20 protein-coding genes are annotated in these 23210 nt (G+C 64.8%); 6 read left to right on the plus strand and 14 right to left on the minus strand.

Annotated features, from left to right (window positions below; all coding sequences use genetic code 11):
- Positions 1-9: 9 nt before the first annotated feature.
- The 5 genes from HUI96_RS10020 to HUI96_RS10040 form a co-directional block, all read right to left on the minus strand.
- Positions 10-903 carry a carbohydrate ABC transporter permease gene (locus HUI96_RS10020; RefSeq protein ID WP_188254498.1) on the minus strand — a complete coding sequence of 298 codons (894 nt, stop codon included), beginning with the start codon at positions 901-903 and terminating at the stop codon, positions 10-12.
- 1 nt (position 904) lies between these two features.
- Entirely contained in the window at positions 905-1756 is an 852-nt protein-coding gene (locus HUI96_RS10025; protein WP_425299211.1) for a carbohydrate ABC transporter permease, read from the minus strand.
- A gap of 315 nt (positions 1757-2071) precedes the next feature.
- A complete protein-coding gene (locus HUI96_RS10030) occupies positions 2072-3397 on the minus strand; it encodes an ABC transporter substrate-binding protein (protein ID WP_188254500.1) in 1326 nt (441 codons plus the stop codon).
- 44 nt (positions 3398-3441) lie between these two features.
- Positions 3442-4497 carry an ABC transporter ATP-binding protein gene (locus HUI96_RS10035; protein WP_188254501.1) on the minus strand — a complete coding sequence of 352 codons (1056 nt, stop codon included), beginning with the start codon at positions 4495-4497 and terminating at the stop codon, positions 3442-3444.
- A 183-nt stretch (positions 4498-4680) separates the two neighbouring features.
- Entirely contained in the window at positions 4681-5520 is an 840-nt protein-coding gene (locus HUI96_RS10040) for an LOG family protein (protein WP_188254601.1), read from the minus strand.
- A gap of 141 nt (positions 5521-5661) precedes the next feature.
- On the opposite strand from HUI96_RS10040, the gene dapD reads away from it, so the two are divergent.
- The 3 genes from dapD (at position 5662) to HUI96_RS10055 (ending at position 7295) form a co-directional block, all read left to right on the plus strand.
- Complete coding sequence (dapD, locus tag HUI96_RS10045; protein WP_188254502.1) at positions 5662-6516, plus strand: 2,3,4,5-tetrahydropyridine-2,6-dicarboxylate N-succinyltransferase; 855 nt, start codon at positions 5662-5664, stop codon at positions 6514-6516.
- A 64-nt stretch (positions 6517-6580) separates the two neighbouring features.
- Complete coding sequence (locus HUI96_RS10050) at positions 6581-6931, plus strand: DUF805 domain-containing protein (RefSeq protein ID WP_188254503.1); 351 nt, start codon at positions 6581-6583, stop codon at positions 6929-6931.
- Positions 6924-7295, plus strand: a complete 372-nt coding sequence (locus HUI96_RS10055; RefSeq protein ID WP_188254504.1) for a DUF805 domain-containing protein — start codon at positions 6924-6926, stop codon at positions 7293-7295. Before HUI96_RS10050 ends, HUI96_RS10055 begins: the two co-directional genes overlap by 8 nt.
- Positions 7296-7307: 12 nt before the next feature.
- On the opposite strand, the gene HUI96_RS10060 is transcribed toward HUI96_RS10055, so the two are convergent.
- The 4 genes from HUI96_RS10060 to HUI96_RS10075 all read right to left on the minus strand — a co-directional run bounded on the left by HUI96_RS10060 (position 7308) and on the right by HUI96_RS10075 (position 11120).
- Positions 7308-8447 carry an ABC transporter permease gene (locus HUI96_RS10060; RefSeq protein WP_188254505.1) on the minus strand — a complete coding sequence of 380 codons (1140 nt, stop codon included), beginning with the start codon at positions 8445-8447 and terminating at the stop codon, positions 7308-7310.
- 82 nt (positions 8448-8529) lie between these two features.
- Positions 8530-9456, minus strand: a complete 927-nt coding sequence (locus HUI96_RS10065; RefSeq protein ID WP_188254506.1) for an ABC transporter ATP-binding protein — start codon at positions 9454-9456, stop codon at positions 8530-8532.
- 27 nt (positions 9457-9483) lie between these two features.
- Positions 9484-10449 (minus strand): HlyD family secretion protein, encoded by a 966-nt coding sequence (locus tag HUI96_RS10070; protein ID WP_188254507.1) that lies wholly within the window; start codon positions 10447-10449, stop codon positions 9484-9486.
- A 2-nt stretch (positions 10450-10451) separates the two neighbouring features.
- Positions 10452-11120 carry a CerR family C-terminal domain-containing protein gene (locus HUI96_RS10075; protein ID WP_188254508.1) on the minus strand — a complete coding sequence of 223 codons (669 nt, stop codon included), beginning with the start codon at positions 11118-11120 and terminating at the stop codon, positions 10452-10454.
- Positions 11121-11269: 149 nt separating this feature from the next.
- On the opposite strand from HUI96_RS10075, the gene HUI96_RS10080 reads away from it, so the two are divergent.
- Complete coding sequence (locus tag HUI96_RS10080; RefSeq protein WP_188254509.1) at positions 11270-13264, plus strand: PhoX family protein; 1995 nt, start codon at positions 11270-11272, stop codon at positions 13262-13264.
- Between the two features lie 135 nt (positions 13265-13399).
- Here HUI96_RS10080 and HUI96_RS10085 read toward each other — a convergent pair whose 3' ends face one another.
- Complete coding sequence (locus HUI96_RS10085; protein ID WP_188254510.1) at positions 13400-13735, minus strand: hypothetical protein; 336 nt, start codon at positions 13733-13735, stop codon at positions 13400-13402.
- Between the two features lie 180 nt (positions 13736-13915).
- Between HUI96_RS10085 and HUI96_RS10090 the strand changes: the two genes are divergently transcribed.
- On the plus strand, positions 13916-14620 hold the full coding sequence (locus HUI96_RS10090; protein ID WP_188254602.1) for an SDR family oxidoreductase: 705 nt from the start codon (positions 13916-13918) through the stop codon (positions 14618-14620).
- A 33-nt stretch (positions 14621-14653) separates the two neighbouring features.
- Here the strand turns inward: HUI96_RS10090 and HUI96_RS10095 are convergent, their stop codons facing one another.
- Positions 14654-15364 (minus strand): pyrimidine 5'-nucleotidase, encoded by a 711-nt coding sequence (locus tag HUI96_RS10095; protein ID WP_188254511.1) that lies wholly within the window; start codon positions 15362-15364, stop codon positions 14654-14656.
- Between the two features lie 267 nt (positions 15365-15631).
- Here HUI96_RS10095 and HUI96_RS10100 point away from each other — a divergent pair, with 267 nt between their 5' ends.
- Positions 15632-16081 carry a DUF2214 family protein gene (locus HUI96_RS10100; protein ID WP_188254512.1) on the plus strand — a complete coding sequence of 150 codons (450 nt, stop codon included), beginning with the start codon at positions 15632-15634 and terminating at the stop codon, positions 16079-16081.
- A gap of 52 nt (positions 16082-16133) precedes the next feature.
- Here the strand turns inward: HUI96_RS10100 and HUI96_RS10105 are convergent, their stop codons facing one another.
- From HUI96_RS10105 to HUI96_RS10115, 3 genes are all read right to left on the minus strand, one after another.
- Positions 16134-17324: a M24 family metallopeptidase gene (locus tag HUI96_RS10105; RefSeq protein WP_188254513.1), complete on the minus strand. Its 1191-nt coding sequence runs from the start codon at positions 17322-17324 to the stop codon at positions 16134-16136.
- A gap of 61 nt (positions 17325-17385) precedes the next feature.
- Positions 17386-19329: an adenylate/guanylate cyclase domain-containing protein gene (locus HUI96_RS10110; protein ID WP_188254514.1), complete on the minus strand. Its 1944-nt coding sequence runs from the start codon at positions 19327-19329 to the stop codon at positions 17386-17388.
- Between the two features lies 1 nt (position 19330).
- On the minus strand, positions 19331-23029 hold the full coding sequence (locus HUI96_RS10115) for a TonB-dependent receptor domain-containing protein (RefSeq protein ID WP_188254515.1): 3699 nt from the start codon (positions 23027-23029) through the stop codon (positions 19331-19333).
- Between the last annotated feature and the right edge of the window lie 181 nt (positions 23030-23210).

The following is a 23210-nucleotide window of genomic DNA, read 5'->3' on the forward strand; positions in this document are numbered from 1 at the left end:
GGAGGCTTGCTACTCCTTCACCGCACCCGTCATCGAGGACACGTAGTGCTCGACGAAGAAGGAGTAGAGGATCACCACCGGCAGCGAGCCGATCAGCGCGCCGGCCATCAGCGCCCCCCATTCGTAGACGTCGGAGCGCACCAGTTCCGTCAGCACGCCGACCGGGACGGTCTTGTTCTCCGACGACTGGATGAACGTCAGTGCGTAGATGAATTCGTTCCAGGAGAGCGTGAAGGCGAAGATGCCGGCCGAGATCAGCCCCGGGACCGAAAGCGGCAGGATTATCCGGGTAAGAATCTGCCAGCGGCTGGCGCCGTCGATCAGCGCGCATTCCTCCAGCTCGAACGGGATCGAGCGGAAATAGCCCATCAAGAGCCAGGTGCAGAAGGGTATCAGGAAGGTCGGATAGGTGAGGATCAGCGCAAACGGCGTGTCGTAAAGGCCGAGCCTGAAGACCATCACCGAGAGCGGGATGAACAGGATCGACGGCGGGACGAGATAGGCGAGGAACACTGCCAGGCCCACCTGGCGCGAGCCAGAAAAACGCAGCCGCTCGATCGCGTAGGCGGCGAACACGGCGGCGAGCAGCGACAGGAAGGTGGCGGCGACCGAGATCAGGATCGTGTTGAGCAGCCAGCCCGGATAGGAGGTTTCGAACAGGAGGTAACGTATGTGCTGCAGCGTCGGATTGACCACCCAGAACGGGCTGTAGTCGTTGAAGTTGGTCATCTCCTCGTTCGGCTTAACGGCGGTCACCGCCATCCAGTAGAACGGGAAGAGGAGCACGAAGACGAAGATCGCGAGCGGCAGGTAGATGGTGACCACCCGGCGCGGCACGCTCTGCAGATAGCCCATGCCGCCGTCGTCGCCCTGCACGGACGTGGTCGTTGCCCGGTCGGCCATGTCAGTCGCCTCCGCCTTGCTGCCACCTGCGCCGCTGCAGGCCGAAATAGCTGAACAGGATGGCGGCGAGCAGGAAGGGGATCATCGCCACCGCGATGGCCGCGCCTTCGCCGAGCTGGCCCCCAGAGATGCCGCGCTGGAAGGACAGCGTGGCCATCAGATGCGTCGCGTTCACCGGACCGCCGCGCGTCAGCACGTAGATCAGCTGGAAGTCGGTGAAGGTGAACAGCACCGAGAACGTCATGGTGATCGCGATGATCGGGGTCAGCAGCGGCAGGGTCACGTAACGGAAGAGCTGCCAGCGTCCGGCGCCGTCCAGGGTCGCGGCCTCGTAGAGCGACTGCGGGATGGTCTGCAGGCCGGCAAGCAGCGTGATCGCCACGAAGGGAATGCCGCGCCAGACATTCGCTGCGATCACGGAGGCGCGTGCGTTCGTCGGGTCGCCGAGGAAGTTGATGCGGTGGTCGATCAGGCCCATCTCCATCAGTGCCCAGGAGATGATCGAAAACTGCGAATCGTAGATCCACCAGAAGGCGATCGCCGACAGCACGGTCGGCACCACCCAGGGCAGGAGCACGATGGCGCGGAAGAAGGATTTTATCGGCAGGTTCTCGTTGAGGATCAGCGCCAGCCATAGGCCGAGGGCGAACTTCAGCAGCGACGCGGAGATCGTGTAGAGCAGCGTGTTGAAGACGGAGAGCCAGAAGACGCCGTCCTCCCAGAGATACTCGTAGTTCTCCAGGCCAATGAAGATCCCCGGCCTGCCGATGCGGGCATCGGTGAAGCCGAGCCAGACGCCCAAGCCCAGCGGATAGGTGAGGAAGACCAGCAGCAGCACCGCAGCCGGCAGCATGAACCAGAAGCTGAGAAAGCCCTTGCTTTCGCTGAGGGGAGCGCGGGAGGATGTCGCACGAGTCTCAGCGGCTGCGGGTATCGATGTCATTGAGTGCACCCTCGGCGGACTGGGGGTTCTGTCGTTGCAGGCCGGTGCGAGCGGAAATCTTCCCGCGACCGAGTTCTGAAAGGCCTCTTACACCGTCCAAGGTGAGGCAGCCCGGTGGACTGCCCGAAAGCGAGTCTTGGCGACACGTAGCCTAGATCGGTCCCGACCGGTGCCGGCACCTTCTCCCAGCGCGAGGAGAAGGCACCGGCAGGAGCGGCGCTGCGCCTACACCCGGTAATACCGGTTGGCGCGCTTCTCGGCCTCTTCCATCGCCTCCTGCGGCGACGCCTGGCCGGTCACCGCCCTGGCGTACATGTCGACCAGCACGTAGTCGGCCATGGTGGCCGCCGAGGCGTAGCCCAGCGGGCCAGCGTAGCCGTTCGGACGCAGCGTCTCGGATGCACGCGAATAGGCCGCGGCATTCGGGTCGGACGTCCAGACCGGATTGTCCGCGTAGGCCTTCAGCGACTGGCAGCAATAGCCTAGCGACTTCTCGATCCAGTCGGCCATCTGCTCCTTCTCGAACATGAACTGCAGGTACGCCTTCGCAGCGTTCGGATAGGGCGTGTAGTTGAAGATCACGGCCGTAGTCGTCTGGTGCAGTTCGACCGACTTCCCAACCGGGCCGATCGGCAGGTTGGTGGTGCGGATGTCCTTGGCGATCTCGGCAAGCTTCGGATCGTTGTCCTTGTTGATCTGCGCCGTTCTATAGGCCGAGATGCCGTTGGCGATGACCGACAGTTCACCGGCCAGGAAGGCGCGGTTGTTGTTGACGTCGAGCCAGCTTTCCGTACCGGGGATGAAGGTCTTGTAGAGCTCCATCGCATATTCGATCGACTTCATAGTCTCGGGGCTGTTGATCACCACCTTGCCCGACTCGTCGACCATCATGCCGCCGTGGCTCCACAGCAGCCAGTGCGCGTAGTTGTTGCCGTCGCCGACGCCGTGGCCGTGCGTGAAGCCGGCCGGATGGCCGATCTTCTGCAGCGCCTTGCAGAGCTCCAGGAAGCCCGCCGTGTCCTTCGGGAACTCCGAAAAACCCGCTTCCTTCACCCAGCTGTCGCGATAGACGATGGCGTTGCCGATCGCGGCGAGCGGCAGGCCGATGAACTTGCCGTCCTTGGTGGCGTAGCCCTTTCCGCCGTCGTACCAGCCGCCATACTTGTTGCCGAGATAGTCGGCAAGGTCGGTCACGTCGAGCAGTTTGTCGGGATACTGGTGCGCGTCGTCGAACCAGACCCACATGATGTCCGGGCCGGAGCCGACATTGGCGGCCACCGCCGCCTTCGGGCGGATGTCCTCCCAACTCTCCTTGTCGATGCGGACCTGAACGCCCGTGGCCTCCGTGAACTTCTTGGTGTTGGCGATCCAAGCATCTTCGTCGCCCTGCACGAAGGGCGACCAGCGCAGCACGCGCAGGGTGGCGCCTTGCTCCGGCGTGTATTTCGGCGCCTCCTGGGCGAAGGCGGGACCGATGAAGCGGCTGCCGAGCGCACCGGCTGCGAGGCCGGCGGCCGAAGTCCTGATGACGTCGCGTCGTGTGAATTTCATACTACTTTCCTCCCGTTTGTCGTTCCGGCTATGCCGGTCCTCCTCTACAACCTCTTGCCGGTCTGCCCGTCGAAGAGATGGATCAATCCAGGATCTGCCGAGAGACGGATCGTCTCGTCCGGCCGGAATGCATGCCGCTCGCGGAAGTTGGCGGCGATCTCCTCGCCGCCCGGCGTGCGGCCGATGAGTTGCACCTCAGATCCGGTCGGCTCGACCACCACAACCTTGACCGGAAAGCCGTCGTCCGAAAGCCGCAGATGCTCCGGCCGCAGCCCCACAACGACAGGCATGCCGGGGGCAACGCCCGGCCTTGCTGGAAACGGCAGCGAGATCCCGCCGGCGCCTTCGAAGCCGCTGGTGCCGATCTGGCCCTTGAGCAGGTTCATGGCCGGCGAGCCGATGAAGGTGGCGACGAACAGATTGTCGGGGCGGTCGTAGAGTTCGAGCGGCGGGCCGATCTGTTCGACCTGCCCGTCATGCATGACCACGATCTTGTCCGCCATCGTCATCGCCTCGATCTGGTCGTGGGTGACGTAGATGGTGGTGGTCTTGAGGCGCTGGTGCAGTTCCTTGATCTCGGCCCGCATCTGCACGCGCAGCTTGGCGTCGAGGTTGGACAGGGGCTCGTCGAACAGAAAGACCTGCGGGTCGCGCACGATCGCCCTGCCCATGGCGACGCGCTGGCGCTGCCCGCCGGACAGCTGGCGCGGATAGCGGTCGAGCAGCGGGCTCAGCGACAGGATTTCGGCAGCGCGTTTGACCCTTGTGTTTCGTTCCTCCTGCGGTGCCCCCTTCAGCATCAGCGAGAAGGCCATGTTCTCGCGCACGGTCATGTGCGGGTAGAGCGCGTAGTTCTGGAAGACCATGGCGATGTCGCGTTCCTTCGGCGCGACGTTGTTGACCACCCTGCCGCCGATGGCGATGTCGCCACCCGAGATTCCCTCGAGGCCGGCGATCATCCGCAGCAGCGTGGATTTTCCGCAGCCCGACGGGCCGACGAGCGTGACGAATTCGCCGTCTTCTATGCCGACGCTGACGCCGTGAAGGATTTGAACCGAGCCAAACGACTTGTAGACATCGCGTATCGCGACAGACGCCATCCAACCTCCTCCCGACGGTGCTGCGCGCCCTCCGAGGGAATGCGCCTGCATGCGTGCGGGTTGCCGGCTCCTCCGAACCCGCACGATGGCGGTACCAAACCATCATTCGAAGGCGCGGCCAATGCGCCTAAAGTTTAAGACGTAAGGGAAGCTCTCGATGCGGGGGGCGCCCCGGCCCGATCCTCAGAGCTTGTAGAATCGGCTAATGATCTCCCACGCCTCGTCGGCCGAATCGACGAAATCGATGATGTCCTGGTCGCCCGGCGAGATCGTTCCCTGCTCGGCAAGGAAATCGAGGTCCATGGCGCGGCTCCAGAACTCCTTGCCGAACAGGATGATCGGGACGCGTTCCATGCGGCCGGTCTGGATCAGCGTCAGCGTCTCGAAGAACTCGTCCAGCGTGCCGAAGCCGCCGGGAAAGACCGCCACCGCCTTGGCGCGCATGACGAAGTGCATCTTGCGGATCGCGAAATAGTGGAAGTTGAAGCAGAGCTCGGGCGTCACGTACTGGTTCGGCGCCTGCTCGTGCGGCAGCACGATGTTGAGGCCGATCGACGGCGCGCCGACGTCGTCCGCACCGCGGTTGCCGGCCTCCATCACACCCGGCCCGCCGCCGGTGACCACCACGAACTCTCGGTAGTAGGACAGCGCCGAATGCTGCGAGCATAGCCGGGCGAACTTGCGCGCCTCGTCGTAATAGATGCTGTTCTTCAGGAGGTTCTTGCGCTGCGTCTCGTTCTTGGCGGCCCAGGCCTCGCCTCCCGGCTCGGGCAGGCGCGCGCCGCCGAACAGGATCACCGTCGAGCGGATGCCGCGCTCGGCGAGCGTCATTTCCGGCTTCAGAAGTTCGAGCTGCAACCTGACCGGCCTCAACTCGCGCCGGGTCATGAAGTCCTCGTCGGTCCAGGCGAGGCGATAGGTCGGCGCGCGCGTCTGCGGCGTGTCGGGTGCGCTTCTTACCCGCTCGAGGTCCTCGTCCGCGTGAGGAAGCGGTGTCCAGCCTGAATTCTCGTTGGGATTGATAGCCAAGTCAGCATTCTCCCCCGCCTGCGTCATTGCACGGCGCAAGGCAAGATTGACCCATCATATAGCCTGAAATAGGGTCCGCCCGCCTTACGAAGCAGTCCGATTTCCGGCCTCATAAGCGCTATAGCGGAGCAAGCAATGCCAATGCCAGACCTGACGAGCCTTGAAACGACGATCGAGCGGGCTTTCGAGGCGCGAGATGGCGTTTCCACGGCAACGAAAGGCGAGGTTCGTGAGGCGGTGGAGACAGCGCTCGACCTGCTCGACCGCGGCGAGGTTCGCGTTGCCGAGCGGCAGACCGACGGCGCTTGGAAGGTCAACCAGTGGCTGAAGAAGGCGGTGCTGCTCTCCTTCCGGCTCAATCCGATGGAGGTGATCAAGGGCGGGCCCGGCGACGCCGTCTGGTGGGACAAGGTCCCCTCGAAATTCTCCGGCTGGGGTGCGTCCGAATTCGAGAAGGCGGGTTTTCGTGCGGTGCCGAGCGCGGTGGTGCGTCGCTCCGCCTACATCGCTCCGGGCGCGGTGCTGATGCCGTCCTTCGTCAATCTCGGCGCCTATGTCGATGCCGGGACCATGGTCGATACCTGGGCGACGGTCGGCTCCTGCGCGCAGATCGGCAAGAACGTGCACCTGTCGGGCGGCGTTGGCATCGGCGGCGTGCTGGAGCCGCTGCAGGCCGGTCCGACCATCATCGAGGACAACTGCTTCATCGGCGCCCGCTCCGAGGTGGTCGAGGGCTGCATCGTGCGTGAGGGCGCGGTGCTCGGCATGGGCGTGTTCATCGGCAAGTCGACGAAGATCGTCGACCGCGCCACCGGCGAAATCACCTATGGCGAGGTCCCGGCCAACGCAGTGGTGGTGGCCGGCACCATGCCCGGCAAGCCGTTCCCGAACGGCGAACCCGGCCCCAGCCTCTACTGCGCGGTGATCGTCAAGCGCGTGGACGAGAAGACACGCTCGAAGACCTCGATCAACGAGCTTCTGAGAGATTGATTTCCGGCAGTTTCGAACGCACCTTCCGCATGCGTCAAATCAGGGCGCATGAGGGGGAATCGTCATGGACTGGAAATATCTCCTTACAAGCTTCGAAGGTCGCATCAATCGTGCCAAGTTCTGGGCGGGCGTCGGCGTCCTGATCGCCGCCAGCATCGTCCTGAACTTGATAGACAGCATACTTGGGTTGCAGTTCGGACAGGGGTTCGGTGTTCTCAGCACTATCTTCGCACTGATCTCGATCTATCTGGCGCTCGCTCTTTACGCCAAGCGCTGGCACGATCGTGACAAGTCGGGCTGGTGGTCGCTCATCGCACTCATACCGATCATCGGCGCGGTCTGGCTGCTCATCGAACTGGGCATCCTCGAAGGCACGCGCGGACCCAACAGATACGGAATGGATCCTCTTGCCTGATAGTTCGCAGCTCATCTGGCTCTTTTTCCGCTTCAACGGCCGCGTCGCGCGCGCGGCCTTCTTTCTCGCGGGACTGTTTTTGGCCATCATCCAGGCCTTCCTGCTTTACCGCTTCACGCTGGCTCCGGAAGGAAGTGCCGCAAGCGAGTTCTGGGAGAGCGCCTTCTGGGTCGCCGTGGCGGTGTCGGTCTGGTCGAACGTGGCGCTCGGCGTGAAGCGCCTACACGACATGAGCAGGCCGGGGATCTTCGCGGTAACGCTGTTCATCCCGGTGATCTCGATCATCGCCTTCATCGTGTTGTGCCTATTTCCCGGCGATCCGGGGCCGAACCGCTACGGCGCGGCAGCGAACGAGCCTTCATAGGCGACCGGGCACTCAATCCAGCGTTCTTCTGAACCTGAGCAGCGCCAGGGCGGCGAAGGCGAAGACGAAAATCGTCAGTGCGGCGATCTCCGGCGCCATCTCGGGCAGGTCCGCGCCCTTCAGCATGATCCCTCTGGTAACCCGCAGGAAATGCGTCAGCGGCAGGATTTCCCCCAACGTCTGCGCCCATTCGGGCATGCCGCGGTAGGGAAACATGAAGCCGGACAGCAGGATCGACGGCAGGAAGAAGAAGAAGGTGAGTTGCATCGCCTGCATCTGCGTGCGCGCCATCGTCGAGATGGTGTAGCCGAGCAGGACGAGCGCCATGACGAAGACTAGGATGGCGCCCATCAGCAGCCAGAGCGAGCCGACGAAAGGCACAGAGAACAGGAGTTTCGCGGCCGTGAGCACCACGACCACCTGCACCGCGCCGACGACGAGATAAGGCAAAACTTTGCCCAGCATGATTTCCGTCGGGCTCGCCGGCATGGCGAGCAGGTTCTCCATGGTGCCGCGCTCGATCTCGCGCGTGAGCGCCATGGCGGTCATCATCACCATCGTCATCTGCAGGATGACGCCGAGCAGGCCGGGCACGATGTTGTACTGCGAGATGCCTTCCGGGTTGTAGCGGCGGTGGACGATCACCTGCAACTGGTTGTCCGCGGTCTCGGCGGCGACGGCCTGCATGCCCTGCTCGCGCAGCAGCGCCTGGGAAGCGACGGTCGCGAGAGTGCCGATTGCATTGCTCGCGGCGGCCGGATCGCTCGCGTCAGCCTCCACCAGGATGCGCGGCTTCTGGCCGCTGTCGACCCGACGGCGGAAGTCTGAAGGGATGGTGACCACGAAGGAGACGTCGCCGCGCGCCATCAGCGATTCGGCTTCGGCCGCACTCGCCGCCACGGTCACGAACCGGTAGTAGCCGGTGGTCTCCAGCGCCGAGACCATGGCGCGGGTGTAGTGGTCGTTGCTGGTCACTACCAGCGCGGCCGGAAGCGCCTTCGGGTCGTTGTTGATCGCGTAGCCGAACAGCACGAGCTGGAGCAGCGGAACGGCCAGCATCATCGCGAAGGTGATGCGGTCGCGGCGCATCTGGATGAATTCCTTCGCAAGCAGCGCGCGGAGGCGGGCGAGGGAGAAAATTGCGGTTTTCATGCGTACTCTCCTGCAATGACGCAGCGTCTCGCTCCCACGGGGGTCGTCGGCGCCGCGCCCGGCCGCAAAAGGAGCGAGAAGCTCATTGCATGTTGTCCCTGGACCCGGCCATGAACTTGATGAACACGTCCTCGAGACTGGTTTCGCCGGGCATGACGGTGACGCCTTCGCGCTTGCCGACGCCTTCGAGCGTTCTGCGCAAGAGTTCGGCGTCTGACCCGACCACATGAAGCGTTGCGCCGAAGGGCGCGATCTGTTCGACGCCGGGCTTTCCTTCCAGCAGCGTCGCGACCTCGTCGAGCCGCTCTCCTTCGATGACGAAGGTGGCGAGCCCGGCATTGGCGACGACCTCCTGCACCGTGCCGCTCGCCAGCATCTTGCCGTAGGAGATGTAGCTGATGCGGTGGCAGCGCTCGGCCTCGTCCATGTAGTGGGTCGAGACGAGCACGGTGAGCCCGCCATGCGCCAGCCGGTGGATCTCGTCCCAGAATTCGCGCCGCGCCTTCGGGTCGACGCCGGCGGTGGGCTCGTCGAGCAGCAGGAGTTTCGGGTTGTGCATGATGCAGGCGGCGAGCGCCAGCCGCTGCTTCCATCCGCCGGAGAGCGTGCCGGCAAGCTGGTTGCGCCGGGTTGCGAGCCCGAGTTCCTCCAACGTGCGATCCACATGCTTGTTAACCGGCCTCAACTGGTAGAGGCGGGCGACGAACTCGAGGTTTTCCGCAATGGTGAGGTCCTCGTAGAAGGAGAATTTTTGGGTCATGTAGCCGACCTCGCGCTTGATCTTCAGGGCCTCGGTCCTGAGGTCGTAGCCGAGCACCGAGCCCTCGCCCTCGTCGGGCGTCAGCAGCCCGCACACCATGCGGATGGTCGTCGTCTTGCCAGAGCCGTTCGGACCGAGGAAGCCGACGATCTCACCCTCGGCGACTTCCATGGAGACGTGATCGACGACGGTCTTGTCGCCGAAGCGCTTCACCAGGTTGTGGACGGAGATCGCGAGGTTCTGAGGCATGATGTTCTCGCAGAGCGGCCCGACTGCCTATTGCCGGCTGCCGACTGCCGCATTCACTAAATCCACATCCACGATCTGTCCGGGCTGCAGCATGGACTTCTCACCTTCCGGGCGGGCTTCGACCAGGAACACGAGCTTCTGCCTCGTCTGCAGCGAGTAGATGACGGGCGGCGTGAACTCGGGGTCGGGCGAGACGTAGCTGACACGGGCCTTCAGGCCCGGAGGGCAGCCGTCGCATCTGACCGTCAGTTCCGAGCCGATCTGGACAGAGGCGACCGAACTCTCAGGTACATAGACCTTCAGCTTCACGGCCCCGTCCGGCAGCATCGAGATCACCGGAGCCGAGGGACTGGCGATGTCGCCAGGCGTCCGGATGACGTCGTCGACGCGGCCGGGCGAGGGCGCCTGGATGACGCGCTTGCCGAGCCGCCACTTCGCCTGCCCAAGCGCGGCCTCGGCCTGCTTCACCTGGTGCTCTGCGGCCTTGATCTCTTCCGTCCGGGCGGGAAGGCGCGCCACCGAAAGATTGGCCTCGGCCTGCCCTACGGCTGCCTCGGCGGTACGGACGTCGGTCTCGGCTCGGTCGAAGTCGGCTCGGGTGGCGAACTTGCGGTCCAGCAGATCACCGGTTCGCGTCAGCACCCGCTTTGCCTCCTGCGCCTGAGCCTGCGCCGAAACCAGCGTGGCTTCGAGCACCGCGATCTCCTCAGGACGCCGTCCAAGCCGCAGGTTGGCGAGCTGCGCATTGGCCTGTGCCAGCGCGGATGCCGCCTGCTCGACCGCGATCCTGGCGTCGCCGTCTTCGAGAGAGGCGACAGAGGTGCCGGGAGAGACCCTGTCGCCGCGCCGCACGTTCACGTTCTCGACTTCGGCCACCTCGATCGGAGCGAGGAGCACGAATTCGCCCTCGACATAGCCTACCGCCAGCGGAGGCGGAGGCGCACAGAACCCGAGCAGCGAGGAAAGCAGCGGAACAGTGCAGAGGAGGCTCATGGTCAGCCGCCTTTCCGGTTCTTCAGGATCGCATCAAGGTTGCCCCTGACGACGTCCGTGACAGCGGCGGCCTCGCGCGGCCCGATATCGTGCCAGCCCATGCGCCGCTGCACCATTTCCCGGCCGATGCGGAAGTACATCACCTGGCCTATGAGGGTGAAGATCGTGATCTTCGTACGCTCGCTCTCGGCCGGTTCGCCGGTCGCGACCTCCCAGATCCGGCAAAGCCGGCGGTGGGTGGGCTCCATGACCCCTGAATAGATCCGGTCCAGCGCCGGTGACGGATGGCTGAGCTCGCGCAGCATGAACTGCACCAGGTCGCCAGCCTCTGGCCGCGCGATGAGGAAGCTCACCATGCGCTCGACGGCGGCCGAGAGCTGCTGTTGCGCCGTCCGGCTGTCCATGCCGGCCTCGAGTGCCTCATCGACCTGGCCGAGGACGGCGCCGGTCACGCCCTGAATAGTGGCGACGATATGGTCGGCTACTGCCATGCGCAGCCCATCCTTGCCGCCGAAGTGGTAGGCGATGGAGCCGATATTGGCGTTTGCTTCGCCGGCGATCTGCCGTGTGGAGGTTGCGTCGAAGCCTTGGGCGCCGAAGAGGCGCAAGGCGGCGCGTACAAGGCCGCTGCGGGTCTGCTCGGAGGGTGAGAGGCTCAAAATGTCGTTCATGCCACTAGTTTAATCAATCGAATGATTAAACGCAAGTACCTTCGGGCCTCGACTCGACTAGGCGGCGGGATGTCATCAAACTGTTGGCAAAGCCGCATAGCTCACCCGGGAACCACTCCAGTCACGAGCCCAGCAAGAGGGTAGCTCTCATGACCAGCAATGCCTGCCCACCGCGGACCAGCCTTCTCGAGGAGAACGACGGTCCCGGCCGCAATCCCACCGGCAATCCGACGATGGGCGACATCATCGCCGCCCGCTTCTCGCGCCGCGGTTTCCTGCGCGGAACCCTGGCCGTCTCGGCGATCGCCGCGACCGTCAGCCCGCTCGCGCTGGTCACCGCCGAGAAGGCGCGCGCCGAGGGCGCCTCGGCCTTCACCTTCGACGAGATCGAGGCGGGCGTCGACGAGAAGCATCACGTTGCGGCGGGCTATGATGCCGACATCCTGCTGCGCTGGGGCGACCCGGTCTTCGCCGACGCGCCGGCGTTCGATCCTGCCAACCAGACCGCCGAGGCCCAGGAGAAGCAGTTCGGCTATAACAACGACTATGTCGGCTACATCCCGATCGACGGCTCGTCGGAGCACGGCCTGCTGGTCGTGAACCATGAGTACACGAGCGAGCACCTGATGTTCCCGGGCATCACCCAGGTGGTCGAGAAGGACGGCAAGAAGGAACTGGAGATCGCGCCGGCCGACGCCAAGCGCGTCGCCATCGAGATGGCCGCGCATGGCGGCACCATCATCGAGATCCGCAAGGAAGGCGGCAATTGGAAGCCGGTGCTCGACGGCAAGCTCAACCGCCGCATCACCGCCAAGACGGAGATGCAGCTCACTGGCCCGGCCGCCGGCCACGACCGCGTCAAGACCAATGCCGATGCGAGCGGCACCAAAGTCTTCGGCACCATCAACAATTGCGCCGGCGGCGTCACGCCCTGGGGCACCTACATCATGGCCGAGGAGAACTTTCACGGCTATTTCCAGGGCGAACTGCCTGCCGGCCACAGGGAGGCCGCCAACTACGAGCGCTACGGCGTACCGGAAGACAGCTACCAGTGGGGGAATTTCGAAGAGCGCTTCGACCTCTCCAAGGAGCCGAACGAGCCGAACCGCTTCGGCTGGATCGTCGAGGTCGACGTCAACGATCCCCACTCCGTGCCGAAGAAGCGCACCGCGCTCGGCCGCTTCCGGCACGAAGGCGCGGAGTCGATCGTGGCGAAGGGTGGACAGGTTGTCTTCTATCTCGGCGACGACGAGCGGTTCGACTACGTCTACAAGTTCGTGACGGCCGGCAAGTTCAGCCCGGACGACCGGGCTGCCAACCTGGACCTTCTCGACGAGGGAACGCTCTACGTCGCCAGGTTCGCCGAGGACGGCAGCTTCGAATGGCTGCCCCTGATCCAGGGACAGGGCCCGCTCACGGATGAGAACGGTTTCGAGAGCCAGGCGGACGTGGTGATCGAGACCCGCCGCGCCGCCGATCTCCTTGGCGCCACGCCGATGGACCGTCCGGAGGATATCCAGCCGAATGGGGTCAACGGCAAGGTCTACGTGATGCTGACCAACAACACCAAGCGTCAGGCCGACAAGGTCGACGGCGTGAACCCTCGCGCCAAGAACGCCTTCGGCCACATCGTCGAACTGATCGAAGACGGCGGCGACTTTGCCGCCACAAAAGGCCGCTGGGAGATCCTGCTGAAGTGCGGTGATCCCTCGGTTGCCGAGGTCGGCGCATCCTTCTCGACCGCCACCACCGCCAACGGCTGGTTCGGCATGCCCGACAACTGCGCCGTCGATTCGGCAGGCCGGCTGTGGGTCGCCACCGACGGCAACAGCCCGAAGCAGACGGGACGGACCGACGGGCTGTGGGCGGTCGATACCGAAGGCGAGGCGCGCGCCACGTCAAAACTGTTCTTCCGCGTGCCGGTCGGCGGCGAGATGTGCGGCCCGCTGTTCACGCCGGACGACCAGACCGCCTTCGTGGCGGTGCAGCATCCGGGCGACGGCGGCGACGATTGGGAAGGGTTCGGCCGGCCATCGTACTACGAGGACCCATCGACCCGCTGGCCGGACTTCAAGCAGGACATGCCGGTCCGCCCGGCGGTGGTCGCCATCACCAAGCAGGGCGGCGGCAAGATCGGCGTCTGAGCCTTACCCTCTCCCCGCACGCGGGGAGAGGGCGTCGTCAGCGTAGCGGCCGGCAGGCGGATGAGGGGCATCTTTTCCCCAGGCCGCGAAACGCTGTGACTACCAGAGCGGGCCGAATGCCCCGACTCTCGGGGCCTACTTCCCGAATGCCGGCCCGAGCGTGATCAGGCCGACGGCGACGATCGCCAGCACGATGCCGCTGGCCTGCGTGAAGGTGAGGCTCTCTCCGAACCAGGTAAGCGCGATCACGTTGACGGCCACGAGCTGGACGACAGCCGAGAGGCTGAAGGCCGAAGCCATGCCGAACTCGCGCACCAGCTTGAGCATGATGAGGTTGCCGGCCGAATAGAGTGCCAGCGTGAGCACCAGCTTGCCCATGCCCGGCGCCAGGGCCCAGGCCTTCGCCACCGTTGCGGCGAGCAGGAAGACGACGGTCGAGCACGAGAGCAGCAGCAGTCCGAACGAGCTCACTCGTTTCCCCCTTTTGCGCAGCGCCGAAGCAGCCTTCGGGCGAGCGATCTCTCGGCAAACCAGGGTCTGCCGTCAAGCTGGCAGTCGCTGCTTTGGTAGGTCCAGTGCGGCCACTTCTTGCACCAAAGCTATGCGAAGGACCGTTTCGGCGATATCACCGAGCAGGGAAGACAGGAGGCCATCATGACGACCAAGGTTGCGATCATCACGGCAGGAGGCAGCGGCATGGGAGCCGACGCCGCCCGCAAGCTGGCCGAGGACGGTTTTCAGGTCGCCATCCTCTCCTCTTCGGGCAAGGGCGAAGCCCTGGCGGAGAGCCTGGGCGGGGTCGGCGTCACCGGCTCGAACCGCTCGAACGAGGATCTGAAGCGCCTCGTCGATGCCGCGATGGAGCGGTGGGGCCGTATCGATGCGGCGGTCAACAGTGCCGCCCATGGCCCGCGCGCACCGATTCTCGAGATCACCGACGAGGACTGGCACACCGGAATGGAGATCTATTTCCTCAATGCCGTGCGGGTCGCGCGGCTGGTCACGCCGATCATGCAGGCGCAGAAATCCGGCTCGATCGTCAACATCTCGACCTATGCGGCCTTCGAGCCGGAGGCGCTGTTCCCCACCTCAGGCGTGTTCCGTTCCGGGCTCGCAGCTTTCACGAAGCTGTTCGCGGACAAGTATGCAGCCGACAATGTGCGGATGAACAACGTGCTGCCCGGCTTCATCGACAGCCTTCCCGAAGTGGGCGAGCGCCGGGAGCGCATCCCGATGGGGCGTTACGGGCGGGTCGAGGAGGTTTCCGAGCTGATCGCCTTCCTGGCGAGCGACAAATCCAGCTACATCACCGGCCAGAACATCCGCATAGACGGCGGCATCACGCGATCAGTGTGACGGGCGCGCCTGTGGCCGCCGTCATCCCGGCGATTACGACTCCGCACCAGGGCGTAGTCCGCGCAGGAACGTCGCCAGATCGTCGGTGACGAAGTCGACCGCGTCGTCGAAGGCCGGATCACGCTCCCAGATCTCCGAAAAGGTGGGCTCGAAATTGCGCGGCACGATGAGCACGGTGGTCATGCCGAGTGCCTTGGGCGTGACCAGATTGCGGGCGAGATCCTCGAACATGACCGCGTCCGACCCAACGATCTTGTGCAGCGCGACGAAGCGGTCGTAGGTCTGCGGCGCCGGCTTCGGCGTCAGCCCTGCGGCCACGATGTCGAAGATCTCGTCGAAATGATCGAGGATGCCTAGCTGCCGCGCGGTGCGCTCGGCATGGCCGCGGTCGCCATTGGTGAAGATGAACTTTCGGCCCGGCAGAGCCTTTATCGCGTCCCCCAGCGCGGGGTCCGGCACCACCCAGGAATAATCGATGTCGTGTACCTTCAGCAGGAAATCGTCCGGATCGATGTTGTGGCGCTCCATCAGCCCGGCCAGCGTGGTGCCATACTGCAGGTAGAGCTCCTTCTGCAGCTTGCGCGCCTCTTCGCGCGGCAGGCTGAGCAGTTCCGACACATAGGCGGTCATGCGCACGTCGATCTGCGAGAACAGGTTGGTGTGGTGCGGGTAGAGCGTGTTGTCGAGGTCGAAGACCCAGTCCTTCACATGGGCGAAGCGCGCGGGATCGGGCTGGTCTGTCATGCTTCTCTTCCTGAGCAACGGAGGGGCGCTGTGCTCCCCAGCTATGGCCGACGGGAGACAGGATTCCAATGCGGCCTGACGGCCGGAGTGGTCTAGAACGCCAAGCCTGGCAGGACAAGCCAGCACGCCTTGCCCTTGTCGATGTGCGGCCGGTACGCGGCCCTAACTTTCGCCCGCCTGGAGACCGTAGCGCGATCCGAGCGATGGGGTTGACACTGTAAAGATCGAGGTTATCTTTACAGTGTAAAGAATTGCTTGGAGCTTCCCATGGACGGCGCCATAGTCGACCTTCTGCTTGCCATAGCCCACCACATCCTGGTGTTCGCCATCGCGGCGCTCCTTGCGGCCGAACTTGCCTTGGCGCGACCGGGGCTGGCCAAGGCCGATCTGCCAGCGCTCGGCCGGGTCGATGCAGTCTATGGCGCCTGCGCCGTCCTGATCATCCTGATTGGCATCGGCCGTGTGCTCTTCGGCCTGAAGGGATGGGAGTTCTACGTCTACAATCCGGCCTTCTGGCTGAAGATGGCGGCCTTCGGCACGGTCGGGCTGCTGTCGATCGCGCCGACGCGGGCCATCCTGCGCTGGCGGCGCGCCAGTCTGGCGCAAGTACCGGAACTGGAGGTCAGCGCGATGAGGCGGTGGCTCAAGCTCGAGGCGGGGGTTTTCGTGCTGATCCTGGTCTTCGCAGCGGCGATGGCGCGCGGCGTCGGCATGTAAACGACGCCACCGACTGATCGACTTGCCGCTGAGGCCAGTGAGTCTAGCAGAACTAGCCTCGTCCGCCCCTGTTCCAGCCCCGGCCGCGCTCGCCGAACATCTCGTAGCCGGTCTCGGTGATGGCGACCGTGTCCTCCAGCTTGATGAAGCCGCGCCACGGGTGGAGCATGGTCGTCTCGACCGACAGCACCATGCCGGCTTCGAGCGGGCTAGCAGCGTCGACGCCTTCATAGGCGACCGGATGGTTTGTCATCAGAAACGGCGCTTCATGGCTGATCAGCCCCATGCCATGGGCGAAAAAGTCGGTGAAGGCCGCTACCGGCGACGCCTTCAGCACGCTCTCGGCATGCGCGATCACGTCGCCGCCGAGCGCGCCCGTCCTGATCTTAGAGAAGGCGGCTTGCTGCACGGCGTCGATCTCGGCAAGCAGGTCGTCGAGTTCGGAATCCGGCTCGCCCAGCACGCCCATGCGGCAAAGATCGCCGATATAGCCGTGGAAATTGCCGCCGGAATCAATCGACAGAACCTCGCCCGGCTTCCACGCCTGTGGCGAGGCCGCACGGTTGTGGCTAGGTCCCAGCGTCAGCAGGCAGTATTCGAACTGCAGCCCGCGCTCGGTCTCCTCCCGCCGCAGCCGCTCGATGATCTCGGCCTTGGTCGTGCCCTCGCGCGCCCATTCGATCGTGGCGATCATCGAGTCGGTGATCAACTCGGAGGCAGCGCGAAGCTTCTCCAGCTCTTCCGGTGTCTTGACGGCCCTCAGCCGTTCCAGCACCGAGGTCGCCTCGACCAGTTCCGCGCGGTTGCCGAGTTGCTCCAGCACCGCATGCGCATCCGATGGTAGGAACGGCGGCTCGATGCCGATGCGCGCACCGGGCGAGGCGATCTTCCGAACGTGCTCCGCGGCGAGCGTCGCGGCATCGAGCGTACCCCAGGTGGCCGTGTGCAGCGTCGGTGTCCAGAACGGCCGGTTGGCGTGCTCCCCGCCCTCCATCTTGTTTCCGATATAGGCGGCGTGGTCCGGCCGGCCCTTCTCGTAGACCACGACGGGCAGGTAGCGGCTGTGGCCGATTGCATCCATCGCCGAGAAGAAGATGAACTTGTAGCCGCCGAGCAGATACTGGACGTTGTGCTTCGACGTGGCGACCAGCACGTCGATTCCGGCCTGTTCCATCAGCCGGTCGAGTTTCTGGTGGTCGAAAGGCACGGCGGCACGGCGGCCGTTCTCGGCTTTGACGTTCATGAGCTCTCTCCCTTGACGCAACGGTAGCGCGAAGGAGAGGCAGCCGCAATGTAGGGCTAGATCAATCCGCCCTTGCCTTTAGGCGCATCTGCGTGAGCCGGTAGTATTCGGCAAGCGGTGGGAGATCACGCCTCAGCAAGGCGAACCGGGAATCCCCGTTCGCGAGGCGCTCTTCCAGGAGATCTGCGACCAGGGAGCCGTGGATCGCGAGCGCCTGGAGATCGCAGCCCGGCACCGGCGTGGATACCGTGACCGGCTCGCGCTTGCCCTTCACCGTGATCCGGTCGAGCGGCGCGAGCGGGATCTGGTCGGCCACGCGGCGCGCGGTCTCCTCTCCGATCAGGATCGACACGCCGAGCGCCTTCGTCCCGCTCTCGAGGCGCGCGGCGAGGTTCACGGGGTCGCCGAGCGCGGAATAGTTGAAGCGGAAATCCGAGCCCATATTGCCGACCACGCATTCGCCGGTGTTCACGCCGACGCCGATCCTGAGTCTTGGCGCAGGAGTTGCCCCTGCCTCGGCTTCGAGTTCCGCGTTCAGCTTGTCGATGGCTTGAACGGTACCGAGCGCCGCCTCCACCGCATGCCGGGCGTGGTCGGGATCCTCCAGCGGTGCGTTCCAGAACGCCATCACCGCGTCGCCGATATATTTGTCGATCGTGCCGCCGGCCTCGAGGATCACCTCCGACAGCGGGTTGAGCAGTCGGTTCATCAGGCTGGTGAGCCCCTCCGGATCGTCCTTCATCTGCTCCGAGATGGTGGTGAACCCGCGCACGTCGCAGAACAGCACCGTGATCACGCGGCGCTCGCCGCCGAGCTTGAGCGGGGAGGGATCGTCGGCCAGCCGCTGCACGAGGACGGGCGAAAGGTACTGCGAGAAGGCGCGCGTGATCCGCATGCGCCGCCGCCGCTCGTCGGCGTAGTCGCGCGCGCTCTGGATGCCGGCGACCGCGGCGAAGGCCAGCGAGGGGGCGAGCGGCGGCAGAAAAATCCGGCCGTACCGTACAAGCAAAAATCCGCCGCCGAAGCAGAGCAGAACAGTTGCGACCGCCGCCGCGGCGGTCCTCCAGCCGGTCTGCCACCGCACCGTCGCGACCGCGAGCGCGGCCGCCAGCATGACGGAAGCCGCTACGGCGAGCGTGGGAACGGGCATGATGAAGCGGTTTTCCGCCAGGTTCTCCAGGATCGTCGCCTGCAGTTCGACCCCGGGCAGGAGGAGACGGCTTCGTGACGTGAAGGAGATAGCGAAGAGGTCGGGACCTCCGGCGTCGATCTGTGAGGCCGACTGCGTCGACAGGCCGACAAGCACGATGCGGTCGCGAAAGATGCCTTCCGGCAGGAAGGCGGCCGGATCGAGCGCCTGGTAGTAGGAGACGGTCTCGAAGGTGCGCGCCGGCCCGAAGGTCTGGATCAGCGCATCGGCCGGTGCTGCAGGGGCAGGCCGACCAGCGGCTTCGAGCACGCGCGCGGCAAAGCCGTCCTCGTAAATCGGAATTTTGCGGACCACGCCGTCGCTTTCGATGGCGACCGAGGCGAGGCCCGAACCGGCTCTTTTTTCGGTGAAGGCCGGCAGAGGCTCGACCCTGATCTGCTGGTCCGCTTGTGGCGTCCGAATTACGGTCAGGTCGGCCGCGAGAACAACGTCCGGCGCAAGCGCATCGGCGAGTGCCTGGTCGGCAGTCGCGGCGGAGGGCTCGGAGAAGATGATGTCGAGTCCGATCGCCTTCGCGCCGGCGGCGCGCAATGAGCGGACGAGATCCGCGTGCAGGTCACGCGGCCACGGCCAGCGCAGGCCGACTTCCGCCATGGAAGGCTCGTCGATTGCCACGATGATCGGAGCATCGGCCGACGGCGATGGCGGCGCGAGTGTCGAAAAATAGTCGAAGATCTTCAGATCGACGAGGCGCCAGGGCGACGTCTGCGCCGCCGCAAGCACCGCGCCGGCAACCGCCAGGGCGATCAGGATGAGCGTGCTAAGGCGGCGGTCGTCCCCGCCGGCGGCCCTCATCTTAGAACCGCATTTTTAGCGAGCCAGTGAAGGTGCGACCCCAGCCGGGTACCTGGGGCGCAACTTCGAACTCCTCGTCGAAGAGGTTGTAGGCTGCCAGTTCCAGTTCGAAGCGCTTGTCGAATGGCTCCCAGGTCAGGAACGCGTCTGCGGTCCAGTAGGCGTCCAACTCGGTACCGGATGCGTTGCCGGCGCGCTCGCCCACATAAGTGGCGGCGACAGTGGCCTTCATATTCCACGGGTGGACGTAAGTGAGACCGATCCTCGCCAGTTTCTCCGGGACAAAGGGAAGCGGCCCGCCGAAGCCCACCGTCGTCGGGTCCTCGTTCTCAGATTCCGCATAGGCGAAGCTCGCGAACGCTCCAAATCCGTTGGTCAGCCAGACATTGGCGGTCACGCCCACCCGGTCGATGCGTCCTTCGGTGAGTGAAATCTGATCCAGCGAAATCGGCACGGGGATGGCGAGGTTTTCCAAGTCCTGATGCTGATAGTCGACGGCTGTGAAGAAATAGTCCGTCCATTCGGCATCCCAGCGCGCCGCGAATGTGCGGCTCGATCCGCCGATGTCCAGGGGCGCCTGATTGGCTTGGATGCCGAGCACGCCGATCGGAGCGAGCGTGACGGCATTGATCGCGCTGCTTTCTTCCATGTAGGCGAAGCGCAGCCAATGATCCTCCACCGGCGACAAGGCAACTCCGGCGCGCGGTTCAAGCCTCACGTCGTCGAAGCCGTCACCGTCGAACCAAGTGACGAACGCGGCAGCTTCTGCCTTAAAGCTGGGCGTGATCTCGTAGATGATGTCGGCATAGGTGCGGCCAGCCGCCAGTGAGAAATCCTGCTCCTCCGGCGCAGTGGGCTCCGGCCCGAGAAAGCCGGTCTGGAAGCGCTTCTGATCGAAGGTTCCGCCCTCGACGCCGTAGCGGAGGGTAAATTGTTCGATATCGAGGGCATGGTTGACCGCCCCGATAACCGACTTCTGATCCGCGTCGATTTGCTGGCCAGAGGTCAGAACCACCGGAGTGGGCATCCCCGCGACATCGAAAGCGATCGAGCCGACTTCATCGCTGTGTCGCTTGAAACCGGAGGCGAAGATACCGGCACTTACGACGTTGTGGTAGCCGAGTGTGTGGCTCCATGCAGCGCCATAGCTCGCCGTTCGATCTTCCACCGAGCGGTCGTACGCAGCCGCGAGAATGTCGACCCCAGGCAGGAACGGCACGGGAGGAAGGAAGGCGAACAGCCCGTCCGACTGACGCTCATTCGAGTCCTGGTAGTTCAAATAGGCAATCACCCGGTCCTGAGGCGTCGGCATCGCGGTGACATAGCCGCTGCCCAGTATGGTCCGATCATCCAGCGTGAAGGACGCGCTCGGAACGGGCAGGCCGGGCGTCGTGGCCACCCGATCCTCCGTGGTGTCGTCTATCGAAAGTCGGCCGTATATGCTGATCGGGAACGGTGCCGCGAGGAAACCCTGAACATCGGCTTCTCCCGTCCATCCACTTGCCGCCCCACCGGTCCCGCCACCTCCGACCGTCACTTCCATGAAGGGTTGCCGCACCAGCCCGGCACTGCGCGAGCGGGAGGCAATCATGCGGGGGTCGAGCAGCAGTCCTTGCAGGAATGAGGCAAAGGAGTCGTTGCTGACGACAGGTTCGGCCACGACCGTCTGCCCAAAGTCGCCGCTGACGATGAAAGGGTTCGGACTGCCGGCAACCGCCTGATCGACGAAGGCGGTGGCCGAAAACGGATCGAACACGACATCGCCATAGTAGCGGCCCCAGGCGTCCAGTCCTTGCAGACGATAGGCCTGGTTGAGAGTAGAGCCCTGGTCCTGGCTTGCACTGAGTGCGGCGTAGTCGCCGCCGCGCGCTCGCGACCGCCTCAACGCGTCCTGGGCCGAACGGATCGCCCGGTCGCTCTGGTAGGTGTCGATCGCCATCGCCGTCTCGAAGGTGGACGTGACCGGGTCGTTCGGGTCCAATCGGTCGGCGTTTTCCAGAGCCTGCTCGGCGGGCTCGCGGTCTCCGTTCTCGTAGTGCGCGGCAGCGAGCAGAAGCAGCCCCTGGGCATATGCCGGATTGGCCGTCGATCCGGCCAGCAGGTCCTCGATCGCCGCATCGAGGTCCCCGCTCTTCAGCCTATAGAGACCCCGCGCGGTAAGACCGATGTCGAACCCCGGATCAACGGCGAGCGCAATGTCGATCTCACGTTTGGCGGCGGCAAGCCGATCCTGGTCGAGATAAACTATGGCCAGGTTGGCATGCGACACCGGATCCTGCGGATCGAGTTCGATCGCCTTCTTGAAGGCCGATTCCGCTTCGCGATCCGCGCCGCGCGCGCTCTGCACGTTGCCAAGCGCGTTCCAGATCGAGGACGAGCCCGGCGCGAGCGCTGCGGCGCGGGTGAGATCCTCCAGCGCGCTGTCGAGCTTGCTCTCGAAGCCGGCAAGATAGTGCGCCCGCGCTTCCAGCGCTGTCGGGTCGTCAGGATCGAGCGACAGCGCCCGGTCGACAGCCTGCTTCACCTGCTCGCGGTCGTCGAGCAGAAGCGCGAACTGCGCGCGTGCAGCCGGCAGCGTCGGATCGTTGGGATAGCGCTGCTCGGCGCGCTGAAGGACGTCTGTTCCCGCCTTGATGCCGTGCAGGAATCCGGCCGTCCAGGCTTCGGCGAGCGCGCCGAACGGGCCGTCCGCCGCGCCTTTGGGCGGCTGCTCGACTCGTTCGGGATTGGCGAGCGAGCGCGCAAAATAGCCGCCATAGGCGGCGATCGACCGCCTGCTGCCGGTAAGCCGTGGCAGGGCGCGCTCGAACAGTTGGATCGCATCACCATAGCGCTGCTCCGCGGCGGCGATCATGGCGTCGACCAGATCGAGCTTGGCCTTCTGGCCAGGCGTCAGGCGAAAGGCGCGGGCGTGCTCGGCCGCGCGTCTCGCCGCTGCGCGCCCGTCATAGGACAGCGCCACCTCGGCTTGCGTCAGCCAATCCTCGGCGCCGCGCGCCGCCTCGGGAACGGCGGCGATGCGTGCGCGCTCGCGCCGCATGTCGGCGCTCGACATCGGCGAGACCGGCAGCGCGACAAAACCGTTGCGCAGCGAGATGTAGAACAGCATCTGCTCGCGGTCGTCTGGATCGACGATGACCGTCTTGGTCGGAGCCTGTCCGATCGAGGCGGACGCGGCCTCGCCGCGCGTCACCTGGACCGAACCTAGCGGATTCGACAGTTCCACCACGCCCTCGAGCACGATCAGCGAGGTTCGGCCGGAGGCGTCGACGCTCATCGTCCAGTCGGTGCCGCGGATCGCCGCCGCTGCCGCTGCCGTCTCGATCATCACGCCTTCGCCGCCGCGCTCGGCCCGTGCCCAGATGCTGCCGCTCTCCAGTTCAAGCACAGAGTCGGCACCGCCAGTGCTCACGCTCTTAACCACCATGGTGGTGTTACGGCCGAGCCTGACCTGCGTGTTGTCCGAAAACAGCACTGCAAGGTTGCCGAGCGCGTTCGTCCTCAGCACGTCGCCTGGAAGCAGGTCCTGGTGGATATCGACGGTGCGCCAGCCGCTGATGTCGATGAAATTGACTTCTTCGCCGGCCTTTCGGGCGATGACCGATCCCGCCGGAGAGCCGGCGCGCGGGACCGGCTCTGCAAATACAATGGCCGTGGAGGCCAGCATCGCACCCGCAACAGCCGCCGCAACCTTCCGCATCTGTGTTTTTCGCCCGCCTCAACCCCGGAGGGCGGTTATGATGAGAAAGAAAAACGCGTGTCAAGCGCGCATGACCGAAGGTCAGCACATGATTCGGTTGAAAGTTTCGGCCTGTGGCATCCGGGCCTACGAGTATTCTGGGAGGCGAAGCCTTGGGCATCGCTCTAGACAACTTTGGGTT

Origin of the sequence: Pseudaminobacter soli (ex Zhang et al. 2022) (assembly GCF_014595955.1) — a bacterium.
GTDB lineage: Bacteria > Pseudomonadota > Alphaproteobacteria > Rhizobiales > Rhizobiaceae > Kumtagia > Kumtagia pseudosoli.